Below are 13925 nucleotides of genomic sequence, written 5' to 3' on the forward strand. Positions count from 1 at the left end.
CCCCCAGTGTCTGAATCGCAGCGCCCGAGAAGCCCGGCTTGTTTCCGGGCGGGGGCGGGGCGTAGGCTCGTTCCCGGGGTGGGGCATGCCGAAAATCCTTCTGGTCGAGGACAACGAGTTGAACCGGGACATGTTGTCCCGGCGTCTGCAACGCCGCGGGTACACCGTCGTCCTCGCCTGTGACGGGGCGGAGGGCCTCGCCCGGGCGCAGGCAGGAGGTGTCGAGATCGTGCTGATGGACATGAGCCTTCCAGTCCTGGACGGATGGGAAGCCACCCGCCGCCTCAAGGCCGACCCCATCACCTCACAGATCCCGGTGATCGCGCTGACGGCGCACGCCATGCCGCAGGATGAGCGGCAGGCCCGCGAGGCCGGTTGTGATGACTTCGATACCAAACCGATCGAATTGCCCCGGTTGCTCTCAAAGATCGAGCGACTGCTCAACGCCCCCCGGGGTGCCCCTTCGGGGACACCCCCCGCCTGAGTCCATGTCCGTGTCCCCGCTCGATCTCAGCAAGGTGCGGCATGACCTGCGCGGTCCGATCAACCACATCGTCGGCTATGCAGAGATTCTCCTTGAGGACGAGGCGCTGCCTGCCGATCTGGTCGGAGACCTTGAACGGATCCGCAGTGGGGGCCGGCGCCTGATCGAGCTGATCAGCCACTATCTGGATGAGCACCGGCTGCAGACCGAGACGATCGAGGTGGCCCGCCTGCAGCACGACCTGCGCACGCCGGTGAACCACATCATCGGTCATGGCGAGCTGCTGGAGGAGTTGGCCGTGGAGCGCAAATTGGACCAGTTCCTTCCCGACCTCCGCCGCATCCAGCAGGCTGCCCGCACCTGGCTCGGGTTGATGGAGGAGCTGTTGATGCCGTTGCGGCATCCGGACCCCGCCGACACCGTTGCGTCCGGACCGGTGCTGCGTCCGACCCTCTCCTTCGTCACCCCGCCAGCCGGCCCCCCGCCGGCACCGTGCCGCGGACGCCTCCTGGTGGCCGACGACGATGCGTCCAACCGCGAGATTCTCCAGCGATGTCTGACCCGCAGTGGCTATACCGTGACCGTGGTGGCCGATGGTTTGGAGGCCCTGAAGGCACTCCGGGCCCGCGCGCATGATCTAGCACTGCTGGACATCCTGATGCCTGGGCTCGACGGCTACCAGGTGCTCATCCGGCTCAAGGGGGATCCGGAGGTGGCTGACATCCCGGTGATCATCATCTCGGGCTTTGACCTGGGCTCGGGGATTGCACGATGCATCGAGGCGGGGGCCGACGATTACCTGACCAAGCCCTTCAACCCTGCACTGCTGCGGGCCCGCATTGCGGCGTGCCTGGAGAAGAAGCGGCTGCTCGATCAGGAGCGGGCGTTGGCGGCCCAGGTGGGCGAGGAGCAGGCGCGCTCGGAACGCCTGCTCCTGAACATCCTGCCCGCCCCCATTGCCGAGCGGCTGAAGCAGGGCGGGGGCACCATCGTGGACGCCCTCGACGAGGCGACAGTGCTGTTCGCGGATCTGGCCGGATTCACCGGGCTGGCCGCCACCCTCCCGGCGCCGGACACCGTCCAGTTGCTGGACGACATCTTCACCCGCTTCGACCGCCTCGCCGACCGCCATGGCATCGAGAAGATCAAGACGATCGGGGATGCGTGGATGGCTGCCAGCGGGGTTCCGGAACCGCGTCCGGACCACATCGAGGCCGCCGCGGACCTTGCCCTGGAAATGCTCGAGGTGATCGGAGACCTGCGTGAGCGGACCGATCCGCCGCTGCGGCTTCGGATTGGTCTGCATGCGGGACCGGTCGTGGCGGGCGTGATCGGCCGCCACCGGTTCAGCTACGACCTCTGGGGGGACACGGTGAACACCGCGAGCCGGATGGAATCGCATGGGGTTCCCGACCGCATTCATGTGACCTCGGCGGTGGCCGGGCGACTCGCGGGAAAATTTGAGTTCGAACCCCGCGGGGCGATTCCGATCAAGGGCATGGGAGTTCTTCAGACGCATTTCCTGACCGGACGCAAGGCAACGTGAGGCATCCGATCCGGAACGCCGGCGCTGTGAACCCGGCGGCACGGATGCCGCCAGCGTCACCCGGCATCCCATTCACCCGTCCGCAGATACGGCTTGAGGCGCGCCTTCAGGACTTCGCGGGCACGATGGATCAGGGATTTGGTGGCCGGGACTGAGGTGCCCAACACCGCTCCAATCTCCTCGTAACTGAGTTCACCTTCGCGGCACAGGAAAAGGGCCGTCCGTTGCTTCTCCGGGAGCGCGGCCAGGGCCTCCTCAATTCTGGCAACGAGCTCGGCACGTTCCAGGTGGACGTCGGCGCCGGGCGTTGTGGGATCCGGAAGGCGCCCATGGGCCCCGCGTCCATCCGGCTCCGGTTCCTCGTCGAGTGAGGCCGCCGGATGCCGGCGCCTCCTTCGAACTTCATTCAGTGTGAGATTGCGGGCTATGGTGAACAGAAACGTGCTGAACCGGGCCGAAGGCTGGTATCGTCCGGCGCTCCGCCACAACTGGACGAACACCCCCTGGGCGATGTCTTCCGCCTCCTCCGGGTCGGGCAGGGTCCGAAACACGAAGGAGAGCACCGGCTGCTGCCATCGCGTCACCAACTGCGCGAAGGCGTCGGAGGCGTCGCGGTCACCCGCCTTCACCCGAAGCATCAGTGCGGCGTCGGGATCGGAAAGGGGCTCGGGCATTGCGGCGAAATGCTGTGTGGATACCCGGCGGGCGGACAAGGTTGCGTTCCCACACGATCTCCCAGGCGCGCGGCGATGGCATCCACATCGTAAACGCATCCCCCCCAGGTCCCCCCGCCGGGCGCCTGGAGCAATGCCCACAACCGGGTATCGGCCGGCAGTTGCGGATGGGGTTCCAGCTCCGGATGCGGCTCGCGTGACGCGAGCACTGAGGCCCCCACTTCCGGATCAAAGCGCCGTCCGCCCTCGCCCACGAGGTCCACCGAGCCGGTCAATGCGGCCCGGTCAATCTCGATGCGGATCACGTCGCCGTCGCGGACGCGGCCCAGCGGCCCACCTGCCAGCGCCTCCGGTCCCACATGCCCGATGCAGGCCCCGGTGCTCACGCCGCTGAATCGGGCGTCGGTCACCAGGGCGACGTGGCGGCCGAAGGGCAGATGTTTCAGGGCACTGGTCAGCTGGTAGGTTTCCTCCATGCCGGTCCCCAGCGGCCCGACGCCGATCAGCAGCACGACATCCCCGGCCGCGATCCGCCCGTGCTTGATCGCCGCGATGGCGTCCCGTTCCGAGGTGAACACACGTGCGGGCCCTTCGTGGCGGTACACCCCGTCGGCGTCCACAACGGAGGGGTCAATGGCCGTGGATTTGATCACGGATCCCTCGGGCGCCAGGTTGCCGCGGGGAAACGTGACCGTGCTGGTCAATCCGCGGATCTTGGCCCTGGGTGGTGGCAGGATCACGTCGTCGGGATCCACACCGTCCAGGGCCCTCAATTGTTCGCGGAACCGCAACCGGCGCTCCGACCGTTCCCAGGCCTCCAGCACCTCGCCCAGGGAGCGGCCGGTGGCCGTCAGGACGTCCAGCGACAATAGGCCCAGATCGCGCAGGTGGCGCATCACCTCCGGAACGCCTCCCGCGAGGAAGACGCGCACCGTTGGATGATGCACGGGACCGTTGGGCAGCACGCTGACGAGACGCGGCGTGGCGCGGTTCACAGCGGTCCAATCGGCGACCGTCGGACGTCGCCGTCCGGCGGCGTGCGCAATGGCGGGGATGTGCAGGAGCAGGTTGGTGGAGCCGCCGAACGCGGCGTGCACCGTCATGGCATTGCGGATCGCGGCGTCGGAGAGCAGGTCGGCGGTGGTGCGGCCCGCCGCGGCGAGGGCGGCCAGGGCGGCGGCGGAGGTCACCGCGAGGTCCCGCCAGACCGGTTCGCCGCTGGGCGCGAGGGCGGAGTGGGGCAGGGAAAGGCCCAGGGCTTCGCCGACGACCTGCGAGGTCGCCGCGGTGCCGAGGAACTGGCACCCACCGCCCGGGGTGGCGCAGGCGCGACATCCGAGTTCGGCGGCCTCGTCCAGTGAGACCAGTCCGTGCGCAAATCGGGCGCCAAGGGTCTGGACCGTTCCGGCATCCTCGCCCGATTCCGGCGGCAGGGTCACGCCGCCCGGCACCAGCACCGAGGGCAGCGTGGGGACTCCGGCGAGGGCCATCATCATCGCGGGAAGCCCCTTGTCGCAGGTGGCCACTCCGAGAATGCCGCGCCGCAGGGGCAGGGACCGGATCAACCGTCGGAATACGATGGCCGCGTCGTTGCGATAGGGCAGCGAATCGAACATGCCCGGGGTGCCCTGGGTCCGTCCGTCGCAGGGATCCGACACGAACGCCGCAAACGGGACTTTGCCCAGCCGGCGCAGTTCTTCGGCGGCGGCGCGAACCAGTTCCCCGATCTCCCAATGTCCGGTGTGGTATCCAAGCGCCACCGGCGTTCCGTCAGGTGCCCGTACACCGCCCTGGGTGGAAAGGATCAGGAAGGGGTCACGTCCCGCCTCCGCGGGATCCCAGCCCATGCCTGCGTTCTGGCTGAGTCCGAAGAGATGACCGCTGGGTTCCTCCCGAAGCATCGTCGCCGTGATCGGCAGCCGCCCCTGGGGGCCGGGCGCCCGGGACCGCACGTGGTAAATCTCCGCGGCGGTGTTGTTGAAATAGGTGTCCAGCGGCATGGCGGCAGCAAACCAGTTCGCCTGCGGCAACGCCAGTCGCGGGAGGCCGCGAGTTCCGGGTCCGGCCGCGGGTGGGCGCCCATTCGCCCGCCCATCTCACAGGCGTCGAGGCCCTCCGGAGTGCGGATGACGCGATCCGACCCTCGCGGTGGTGCAGCCGTTGTCACGCCGTCCGTCTGCCGCGTATGACGACTGGGCGCGGATGCCGGGGATCCGGGCGCCGTCGCGGCGTCCGCCCAAGGATTGCTGCGAGGGATCTGCGAGGCAGGTCAGGACGAACGCGGGAGGCACGCGATCACGCGAGGCTGCGGTCAGGGCTGCGGTGCCGGCGGGTTGCCGGGGTCGGGCGTTGGCGACGGGGGCGCGTTGGTCGGGGACTTCGGCGCACCCAGCAATCCCCGGAGCAGTCGGGAACCCGCACCGGTGTTGGTGCCCGAGCTCCCCTGCAGGGCCTTGTCCAGGACGGTGCCCAGCTTCTCCACACCGCGGGCGCCCAATTCCCCAGCTGCCCCGGGAAGACGGGTCAGCGTTTGCGCCAGGGCCAGAGCGTCCACTTCCGGACGCGGCCTGCCCAGGGTGCCCTTGAGGGTCAGAAAAGCCGGCAGGTCGGCCCATGCCCCATCGCGGGGCAGACTCACCGTGACGGGCAATGACAGGCCGGAGTCGGCGGTGACATCCGCAAGGCGAATTTCACCGCGTGCCGTGGCGCGGAAGGCGTCGCTGCCGGCACCGGCCGAGGTGAGGGTGACCACGCCCTGTCCCGCCTTGATCTCCGCCTGCATCCATTGCAGCGGGGCCTCGGAAATCGAGGGCAGCTGCAGCGAGCTCGAGAGCACCTGGACGAGAACCTGCATCATCGGGGATTTCAACGTGGCGATCTGGTAGTTCAGGTTGGTGCCCGACAGGGAGGCTGTGCCTGCCAGTTCGCGTCGCAGCCGGACGGGGTCAGACGTCACGCCTGTCAGGTCCACCGAGGCGTCCAGCGTCCCCTCCGGTTGTGGCATGGTTCCGGACAGCAGCGACGTCGCCAGCGGCCTCAACGGCGCCGATTTCACCATCGCGTTCACATCATAGCGGTGCCCGGGCTCGGACAACTGAAGGTCGGCACGCAGCGACGCGGGGGCGCCGTTCAGTTCGAGGGTCACCGGGTCGAGGCGAATTCGGTTGGACGACATCTCGATCCGGGAAACCCAGTTGGACACCACCGCCTCCCTGAAGTAGGTGGTCGCAATCCGGGAGTCCAGCGTCAACCGCCCCACCGGTAGATCCACCGGCGCCGCGGGTTCTCCGGAGGGGGGAGTGGGTTGGGCCGTTCGCGAACCGGACGACTTGCCCTCCGTGAGCAGGCCTGCCCAGGGGGTCAGGTCCAGCGAGTCGGCCGTGGCGGCGAGCTCGCCAGAAATCCGGCCGGGAATCGAGAAATCGAGTCGCCCCTTGCCTCCAAGCTGGTTGGAGGCGCGGTCGGTCGGCGGCAGATTGACGGCGATTCGGGACACCTCGACCACCGGCCCTTGTGCCGCGACCGCCAGTTGGAGATCCGCCCGCTGATCCTTGAGGCGATATCCGGCAACGTCTCCGGATACCCCGGTCAATGCGAACCCGATCGTACCTTCGGTCGCTCCGCGGCGCTGTTCCACCTGAATGCCCAGGGCGCCCGTTCCGGATTGCAGCGCAAGGTCGGGGACAGGAAACGCGCCGAGCAGCGCCGGCAGTTCCAACATCGTGTTGAGCTGGGCGCCCGATTCGCCGGTCCCCAAATGGACCCGTGCCGATCCGGTGGAGGTGAGCAGCACCTCTCCTTGATGCCGGGCCGTGGTATCGAGCCGTTCGACCCGGACCAGATCGAAGTCCTCGACGAGGACCTGAAGGGTCATCTGAACGTCCAGTTCCGCGGCAGTGGCTCCCGGATTGGCGGGGGGAAACCGGAGGTCGCCGGCGGTCCCGTCGGACTGGAGCCGCATGCGGGCTCCGCCTTGTTCCACCGTCAGGCGGGTGACGGCAGCGACCCGTCCGGAAGGTGCCTGGGCGCCGAGCAGTCCTTTCCAGGATTCCAGCTGGAGGTTGTCGAGAGTCAGCGTGAAGGTCGCATCCCGGACCGCCGGCGCCTTGGGCCCCCAGGCCAGCGGCATTGCGTGGTCCAGTGCACCGCGGAGCACCGTCCGCCCGGCCTCGAGGACCGTCAGGTCTGCCGTCTCAATCAGCGCCGTCTTTGCCTCCAGATCCGAGCGCATCCGGAATGCGGACTCGATCGAGAGTTCGGGCAGCGAAGTGGTGCTCGTGCGCACCATGAACGGATTGGCCGTCACCTTGCCCTGGGCAGCCACGGCGGACCCGCCGCGGGCGACATCCACACGGCCTTCCGCGCCGAGTTGTGTGTTGCCGAAATCCACGCCCATCAGCGCCCCCGCCAACCCGAGGGCCTCCGGCCCCAGGCCGTTCACCCGCCATGCGATCCGCGCCTCGCCGGCATCGGGATCGAAGGGGCCGGAAATGTGAATGTCGCCTGCAGGGCGGCCGGACCGTGTGACGGCCAACCGGATGCCGCGGATTTCGGAACGGGTGGAGTCCGCACTCAGTTCCACCGCCAGGCCTGTGGATTCACTCCAGGCACCCTGGGCGGAAGCTAACGACGCAAGGAGCGATCCGTTCACTTCCTGCGGGGCGAGCTTCCGGTTCAGGACGAAGCCGTACTCACCGCGGACGTCGCCGGCGAGCAAGTTCGTGGCGGCCGCCGTGACCTGAAACCGGGCGCCGACCGTCAGCCTTCCGGGGACTTCCGGTGCCAGCACATCAAGGGTCACTTGCAGTTCGCTCAGCGCCGCCTCGCGAACGCCGTCCGCACCGGTCGTCCGGATCCGGACCGTGCCGTTGCGGATCGAAAGATTGCGGAGATCCAGCGACCCGGGATCACCTTTCCCGGAGTCTGCTGCAGACGGGGAGTCCGACAGGATGCCCGAAAGGTTGCTGGTGCCGTCCGGTGCCGAAACCACGGTCACCACCGGGTCCTCCAGCGAGAGTTCCTGCAGCGCCAGGCGGCCGCGCAGCAGGTCGCCCAGTCGGTAGCGGATTCGCAATGCGTCCGCAGCGAACAGCGTTTCGCCACCCCGGGGGGTCAGGCGAATCGTGCGGACGTCGAGCGAGGAAAACGGGCGGAGGCGGATGTCGCCGACCGTGAGGTCGCTGCCGAGCGAGGCGCCAATCCGGGGAATGACCACGGCCCGGAGAAATGGGCCGCTGGTCACGACCAAACCGGTGACGACCAGGAGGGCGACAAGTACGGCAACAACGATTGCCGGACGGCGAAGGCGCGAGGACTTGGAGGGCATGGGGCGAATCAGGAGGTGCACAGGCTGCGGACGTAGTCGGGGATGCCGGACTCGGGCGGGAATTCGGGGACGAATCCGAGTTCCTGCCGTGCTTTGGACATGTCCGCCTCCGTGTGCGGTTGATAGAAGGCAAATGGGTTCTCGATGTATTCCGGCGCCAGGTCGGTGCCCAGCGCGCGGTTGAGGAGTGCGATGACGCGGTTGAAGGAGATCGCGCATCCGGAACCGCAGTTGTAGATGTCGCTCCGTGGGGCATTGAGCGCCTGGAGCGTGAGGCTCACCACGTCCTTCACATAAACGAAGTCCCGGTGCTGCTCTCCGGCGCGGAACACGCGCGGGCGGTGTCCGGATCGGATCTGCTGGAACAACTGGTACACCATGCTGGCCGCCGCGCCCTTGTGGGCCTCACCCGGGCCGTAGACGTTGAAGTACCGGAGGCCGACGATTCGCCACGACGGATGGCGGCGCGCGTGCTCGCGGGCGAGGTTGTCGAGCTGGACCTTGGTGAACGCGTAGATGTTGGCCGGGGCGGAGGGCTGGGCCTCAGTCTGGACACCGCTGCAGATTCCGTAGGTGGCGGCCGAACTGGCGTACACCACCGGGGTTTCGTGGGGCGCGGCGAATTCCAGCAGGCGCCGGAAGCCCTCGATGTTGTCGTGTCCCTGGAGGCGTGCGTCGTGTTCAGTGGTGTCGGTGATGGACGCCTCGTGAATGATGGCGTCGAAGATGGCGTCGCCAAATTGGCGGGACCAGTCGAGCCGCGACACATCGGCGGTCACAAAATCGCCGGTGAATCCGCGGAGGTTCCGGAAGTCGCCGGAACGAAAATCATCCACCACGACCAGGCGCGCCTCCGGGAACCGGGCCTGAAGCTCGCGGACGATGTTCGAACCGATGAAACCGGCACCGCCGGTGACCAGTATATTGCGCACGTCCGCGACAGTCAGTCCGTGTGCGCACCGCCGCAAGCGCCCTGTCGCGGTGCGGTACCCGGGCACCGAGCCCTTTTCGAACCGACCGGGTCATGGCCGGAGGCTGAGGCAGACGAGGCGCTTCTCACCGCGCAGATAGAGCCGTCCATCGGCCAGGACGGGTCCCGCCCAGCAGGGGTATTCGAGAGACGGCACCTGCCAGCGACCCAGTTCGCGGCAGGAATTCGGATCCGGCTGAAACATCCCCACCAATCCGCCCTCTCCCAGGGCGATCAGCCGTCCGTCCGCCACGATGCATGAGCCGCGTCCGAAGACCGGGGGCTGGGAGGAGGTGTGCGCACGCCACCGCTCGTCGCGCTCCCACCGCACCGTGCCGGTGGCAAAGTCCACGCATCGGAACGAGGCATCCGGCTCGTTGCGTCCGCTGAATCCGTACAGGTGACCGTCCACAAGGACGGGGGTTGCCCAGTGCATTTCAAGACCGAGCCCCTTCCAGTTCTCCGTGAACCGGGTGACATCGGGCGCGACGCGGAGCGAGACGGAGCCGGATTTGTAGTAGGCGCTGGAGATGAGGATGTCGTCGCCCAGGAGGACTGGATTGGCAGCGTTGACCGATTCCTCAACCCGGGCGCGGAACCACCGGGAGAACTGGACCTTGCCATCGGTCGGGTCGAGGGCGACGAGCCCCTGACGCATCAGGCAGAAGACCAGGCGCCTGCCGTGCATCGTGGCGGCGACGGGTGAGGCGTAGCTGGCCTGTTTCCACCACTCACCCCAGCGCACCGGGGGTTCACCGGGCCACCCCAACATGGCCTGACCCTCCCAGTTGCTGCGGCCGACCGACTGCCAAAGCGTCCGGCCGGACTCCGGATCAAACGCCACCACCCCGGAATCCGGCTGCCCGCCGACCATGACGAGGAGGCGGTTTCCTTCGAGCAACGGCGTTGAGCCCACTCCAAAGAACGCCTCCGGCACTTCGAAATCCCTGGCGGTGTCCCGCTGCCAGAGGATTTCTCCGGTGGCGGGGTCGAGTGCGGTCAGCTTTCCCTCGGCCCCGAAAGTCACCACGCGTTCCGTGGTGAGGATCGGCGCACACCGGGGTCCGTTATTGTAGCCGAAGGGATCCTGGTAGGCGGTTGGGTAGCCGCGTTTCCAAATCGCAGCGCCGGTCGCCGGATCCAACGCCTCCACCACTTCCTCGTTGCCGATGCGGTGAAAGAGGACGAGCCGACCGTGACCCACGGACGGGGCCGAATAGCCTGTCCCCACCGTCCGGTCGAAGATGACCTTCGGGCCGGACTCCGGGATGCGGGTGATCAAGCCGGTCTCGGGCGAGACCCCATCACCCGTGGGTCCTAGAAATCGAGGCCAGTCCGAGCCGGTGGCGGCTAAGGGGGCGAGCAACAGCGACAGGGCAGCCCGGAACAGCATGCAGGCTGTTCTGGGCTGTCGGCGCCGGGAGGGCAAGCCTGCCTTCGCGCCTCAGGCGGTGACGGGGTCGTCCGACCAGTCCGCCAGCTTGAGGATTTCCCGGGCCTTGCGGCGTTCGTACCGGTGTTTTTGGGATTTGCCGGGCCGGTCTGTGGCGGCGCGGAATGAATTTTTGGAACTCCTGAGGATTTCCCGGATGAGGTCGGTGTTCTTGCTCATAGTGACTTTGGGGATCGTCACCCTTCCCCCGGCCTTCCGGGAGAAGGAGGGTCCAACGCACTTAAGAAAAGCACGTCACCGCAAGGCGCGCCAGAAAGAATGTTGCCCGGACGTCACCCGATCGTGACGAACCCCGGGAGGACTTCCGGAATCAACCCTTCAAGAATTCCTCGAGCGCCGTCCTGGGGATGCGCCACTGGCTGCCGATTTTTCGGCCTTTGAGCGACCCGTCCCCGAGCGCCTCCAGCACATCGGCCTCGGAGACACCCAGCAACTGTGCGGCGTCCGCAGGTCCGAGCAGTTCCGGCAGGGTGCCTGGGGTGCCCGCCGCGGGAGCGGCGGTCGGCGACGTCTGAGAGGCCGCCATCGCTGCGGCCAGTTGTTGTCCAAGCGCCAGACCCGCGCCCAGTTGGGCCGCGCTGCCGGCAACCCCGCCGGCGCCGTCACCTTTGCCCAGCGATTCGGCCATCTGGAACTTCACGTAGTCGTTCAGGTTGCCCACGGCCGCCATGCTGGATCGCTTGTCAATCGCTTTCTCCACCTCCTCGGGGACGCTGACGTTCTCGACGATGAAGGACACCAGTTCGAGCCCGTAACGCTCCCGCATCACCGGGTTCAAGACCGGCAGCAACGCCTCACCCAGCTCTGAGTAACGGGTGGCCACGTCGAGCGCGGGAACGCGCGCCGAGGCGAGCACGTCCGAAAACACGCTCACGAACCGCGACCGCATCGTGTCGGAGAACTCGTCCAGACGGAAATGGTGGTCGGTCCCGGCGACCTCCCGCAGGAAGGTCTGCACCTCCACGACCCGGAAGTCGTACGTCCCGTAGGCCCTCAGGCGGACGATCCCGAAATCGGCGTCGCGCATCATCACCGGGTTCTGCGTTCCCCACTTGTTGCCCGTGAACAGGCGGGTGTTCACGAAGTACACGTCGGCCTTGAAGGGGGATTCGAACCCGTATTTCCAGCCCTTGAGCGTGGACAGGATGGGAATGTTGTCCGTCACCAGCGTGTGCTTGCCCGGACCAAAGGCGTCCCCGAACTGGCCGAGGTACACGAACTGGGCGACCTGGGATTCGCGCACGATCAACTGGGCGCCGCGTTTGATCTCCTTGTCCTGGTCGGGGAACCGCCAGCTCAACGTGTCCCGGGAGTCGTCCTCCCACTGGATGATGTCGAGCAGCTGCGTCTTTAGATAATCCATCAAACCCATGGCATGAAGGGGTCGTCGTGTCAGTGGTGCCGTGTGCGCGAAACCGCGTTTCCGGATTGCCGGGGACCGTAGGACGCCGCGGTTGCGGATTCGACAAAAAAGCAAGCGCGGCGGACGGAGAGCCGCCCGCCGCGCCGCGCCCGTGGGTGATGGGTCCAAGCACGTCGGCCTAGAGTCCCGCCGATGCCGTGCTGCCCGCGGCCTCAATGAAGGTGGCCTTCAACAGGACCTCCCGGCCTTCAGCATCCTTGGCCAGCGATCCCCGGGCCTGGTCGCCGGGGCGGATGTCGCCAATCACGGCGGTCCGACCGTCCCGCTCGATCCGGGTCTGGCCGGTGATGTGGAGCACCCGATCGCGCTTTTTTCCGGCCAGGGTGACGGTCATGGCGGCCGGATCCACCGATCCGACCTGCCCCCGGAAGGGAATTCCGGCGGGCGTTGAGGACTTCCGGGGCGCCTCCGGGGGCGCCTCGGTGTCGGGACCGGCTCCCGCGTGCGGGGGCGTGAGGAACAAGACGGCGGCCAGTGCCGCCAGGGTGAACAACGAACGATTCATGACTGCGAATTGGGAGCCGGGGAAAGGTGTCCCGCTTCAGCGCGGTCCACGGTCCGTCTCCGTCGGTCACGCTCTCCTGCCTTCCCGATCGCAACCATCGCCACAATTACTGAGTGCGGGTTCGCGCGTGCACCGGGTGCACCCGGGACTTAGGGATCCCCGGCGGCCTGCGGCGTGAACTCAACGGATCCCCGCGCGCGACCTGCCTCCAGTTCGAGGCGATAGGTCTCGCCCGGCATCAGCGTCCCGGCGGCAGCCCCTCCGGCCCCCTGCATCCCGGCAATCGAGTCCCCGTACCGAAACCCCCGGATCGGCTCCGAACCCGCCCGCGCCTCCAGATTCCAAATGGGGCGCGGACGCGGCGCCGACGGACCGGCCGTCGCGACCACCCGGACGCGTGTCAGTTTCCAGTCGCGGTCCAGTCCGAAGAGGATGGGCAAGGCTTCGCCCGGCGCGGTCCCTGGCGCGAAGGGGCGTGACGACACGTTGATTTGAATGTCGCGCCGGCGTCCCAAGTCCGTAAACCGGAGGACGTACCACGTCCCCAACACCAGTGCCACGGCGATCAGCGTCCAGGATTTCCGGTCCATAGGCAGTCGCGTTAGCGACGGACCGTGGGCCGGGACGATTCGACGGAAGTGGATTCCAGCTCCGGGTGATGGGGAAGTGCGGGTCCCGAATACCGACATCATGCGCCGCCAACAACTCCCCGCATCGTTCCGACGGAACGCCTTCACCCTGATCGAACTTCTGGTGGTCATCGCCATCATCGCGATCCTGGCGGGCATGTTGCTGCCGTCCCTCGGCAAGGCAAAAGGATCGGCCCAACGCATCGCCTGCGTGAACCAGGTCCGCCAGCTGGGTCTGGCCTCCACCCTGTATGCGGGTGACAACGGGGGCGACTTCCCGGAGCGCAACACCGGTCCCCGCTGGCCCGAGCGTTTGTTGGCCTACTACAGAACGGTCAAGATCCTCGCGTGCCCGAGTGACATCGGCAGGGACGCGTCCGGCGGGTCGTCGGGAAACCAGCCGGCGACCGGAGTTCGCGACCCGAACCTGGTCGGCGATTCCGCGCCGCGGACCTACATCATCAACGGGTGGAATGACTTTTTTGCGGCCGAGATGGGCGAGGCCTTCAACATGAACAGCATCATCGGTCGAACGCTCAAGGACACGGCCATTCGCGAGCCCAGCGAGACGATCCTCTTCGGGGAAAAGCTGTTTGGAAGCGGCCACTACTACATGGACTTCCTCGAGGGATTGGGAAATGACGTGGATGTCCTGAACCACAGCGTTCATGGCGCCGGGACCCGGGGACCCAAGGGTGGCATTGGCGGAGGGTCCAATTACGCATTTACGGATGGCAGCGTCCGCTACTTGCGCCATGGTCGCTCCCTGGGCCCCATCAATCTTTGGGCTGTCAACGAACGCTGGCGTACGAACGCCATCAATATCGGGAATTGACGGCCGGAATCCCGGGGTCCGTCTGGGTCGTGCGTCGGGTGATTTTCCCCAACAGCACCACGCTGTCTGGGAATTTTCCC

At 67.1% G+C, this 13925-nt stretch carries 12 protein-coding genes; 3 read left to right on the forward strand and 9 right to left on the reverse strand.

What is annotated here, in order from left to right; translation table 11 throughout:
- The first annotated feature begins 85 nt into the window (after window positions 1-85).
- Together KF791_14610 and KF791_14615 are read left to right on the forward strand one after the other, a co-directional pair.
- Window positions 86-484: a response regulator gene (locus KF791_14610; protein MBX3733810.1), complete on the forward strand. Its 399-nt coding sequence runs from the start codon at window positions 86-88 to the stop codon at window positions 482-484.
- Between the two features lie 4 nt (window positions 485-488).
- Window positions 489-2030 carry a response regulator gene (locus tag KF791_14615; protein MBX3733811.1) on the forward strand — a complete coding sequence of 514 codons (1542 nt, stop codon included), beginning with the start codon at window positions 489-491 and terminating at the stop codon, window positions 2028-2030.
- 56 nt (window positions 2031-2086) lie between these two features.
- Here the strand turns inward: KF791_14615 and KF791_14620 are convergent, their stop codons facing one another.
- The 9 genes from KF791_14620 to KF791_14660 all read right to left on the reverse strand — a co-directional run bounded on the left by KF791_14620 (window position 2087) and on the right by KF791_14660 (window position 12971).
- Window positions 2087-2704: a sigma-70 family RNA polymerase sigma factor gene (locus KF791_14620; GenBank protein ID MBX3733812.1), complete on the reverse strand. Its 618-nt coding sequence runs from the start codon at window positions 2702-2704 to the stop codon at window positions 2087-2089.
- The gene (locus tag KF791_14625) at window positions 2668-4704 is read right to left on the reverse strand and encodes a YjhG/YagF family D-xylonate dehydratase (GenBank protein ID MBX3733813.1); all 2037 of its coding nucleotides are present in this window, start codon (window positions 4702-4704) and stop codon (window positions 2668-2670) included. Before KF791_14625 ends, KF791_14620 begins: the two co-directional genes overlap by 37 nt.
- Window positions 4705-5015: 311 nt before the next feature.
- Window positions 5016-8030, reverse strand: coding sequence for a hypothetical protein (locus KF791_14630; protein MBX3733814.1), 3015 nt, complete (start codon window positions 8028-8030; stop codon window positions 5016-5018).
- Window positions 8031-8038: 8 nt separating this feature from the next.
- Entirely contained in the window at window positions 8039-8962 is a 924-nt protein-coding gene (gene rfaD / locus KF791_14635; GenBank protein ID MBX3733815.1) for an ADP-glyceromanno-heptose 6-epimerase, read from the reverse strand.
- Between the two features lie 90 nt (window positions 8963-9052).
- Window positions 9053-10393 carry a PQQ-like beta-propeller repeat protein gene (locus KF791_14640; GenBank protein MBX3733816.1) on the reverse strand — a complete coding sequence of 447 codons (1341 nt, stop codon included), beginning with the start codon at window positions 10391-10393 and terminating at the stop codon, window positions 9053-9055.
- Between the two features lie 51 nt (window positions 10394-10444).
- Window positions 10445-10612, reverse strand: coding sequence for a hypothetical protein (locus KF791_14645; GenBank protein ID MBX3733817.1), 168 nt, complete (start codon window positions 10610-10612; stop codon window positions 10445-10447).
- Window positions 10613-10763: 151 nt separating this feature from the next.
- The gene (locus KF791_14650) at window positions 10764-11825 is read right to left on the reverse strand and encodes an SPFH domain-containing protein (GenBank protein MBX3733818.1); all 1062 of its coding nucleotides are present in this window, start codon (window positions 11823-11825) and stop codon (window positions 10764-10766) included.
- Window positions 11826-11994: 169 nt separating this feature from the next.
- Window positions 11995-12381 (reverse strand): hypothetical protein, encoded by a 387-nt coding sequence (locus KF791_14655; GenBank protein ID MBX3733819.1) that lies wholly within the window; start codon window positions 12379-12381, stop codon window positions 11995-11997.
- A gap of 149 nt (window positions 12382-12530) precedes the next feature.
- Window positions 12531-12971, reverse strand: coding sequence for a hypothetical protein (locus tag KF791_14660; protein ID MBX3733820.1), 441 nt, complete (start codon window positions 12969-12971; stop codon window positions 12531-12533).
- 100 nt (window positions 12972-13071) lie between these two features.
- Between KF791_14660 and KF791_14665 the strand changes: the two genes are divergently transcribed.
- Entirely contained in the window at window positions 13072-13845 is a 774-nt protein-coding gene (locus KF791_14665) for a prepilin-type N-terminal cleavage/methylation domain-containing protein (protein ID MBX3733821.1), read from the forward strand.
- Window positions 13846-13925 lie beyond the last annotated feature (80 nt).

The sequence above is a fragment of the Verrucomicrobiia bacterium genome (assembly GCA_019634635.1).
Taxonomy (GTDB): domain Bacteria; phylum Verrucomicrobiota; class Verrucomicrobiia; order Limisphaerales; family UBA9464; genus UBA9464.

What these genes read in the sequence shown, in the direction of transcription:
- KF791_14610 (MBX3733810.1), top strand. Translation starts at nt 86, where the DNA reads ATGCCGAAAATCCTTCTGGTCGAGGACAACGAGTTGAACCGGGACATG.
- KF791_14615 (MBX3733811.1), top strand. Translation starts at nt 489, where the DNA reads ATGTCCGTGTCCCCGCTCGATCTCAGCAAGGTGCGGCATGACCTGCGC.
- KF791_14620 (MBX3733812.1), bottom strand. Translation starts at nt 2,704, where the DNA reads ATGCCCGAGCCCCTTTCCGATCCCGACGCCGCACTGATGCTTCGGGTG.
- KF791_14625 (MBX3733813.1), bottom strand. Translation starts at nt 4,704, where the DNA reads ATGCCGCTGGACACCTATTTCAACAACACCGCCGCGGAGATTTACCAC.
- KF791_14630 (MBX3733814.1), bottom strand. Translation starts at nt 8,030, where the DNA reads ATGCCCTCCAAGTCCTCGCGCCTTCGCCGTCCGGCAATCGTTGTTGCC.
- KF791_14640 (MBX3733816.1), bottom strand. Translation starts at nt 10,393, where the DNA reads ATGCTGTTCCGGGCTGCCCTGTCGCTGTTGCTCGCCCCCTTAGCCGCC.
- KF791_14645 (MBX3733817.1), bottom strand. Translation starts at nt 10,612, where the DNA reads ATGAGCAAGAACACCGACCTCATCCGGGAAATCCTCAGGAGTTCCAAA.
- KF791_14650 (MBX3733818.1), bottom strand. Translation starts at nt 11,825, where the DNA reads ATGGGTTTGATGGATTATCTAAAGACGCAGCTGCTCGACATCATCCAG.
- KF791_14655 (MBX3733819.1), bottom strand. Translation starts at nt 12,381, where the DNA reads ATGAATCGTTCGTTGTTCACCCTGGCGGCACTGGCCGCCGTCTTGTTC.
- KF791_14660 (MBX3733820.1), bottom strand. Translation starts at nt 12,971, where the DNA reads ATGGACCGGAAATCCTGGACGCTGATCGCCGTGGCACTGGTGTTGGGG.
- KF791_14665 (MBX3733821.1), top strand. Translation starts at nt 13,072, where the DNA reads ATGCGCCGCCAACAACTCCCCGCATCGTTCCGACGGAACGCCTTCACC.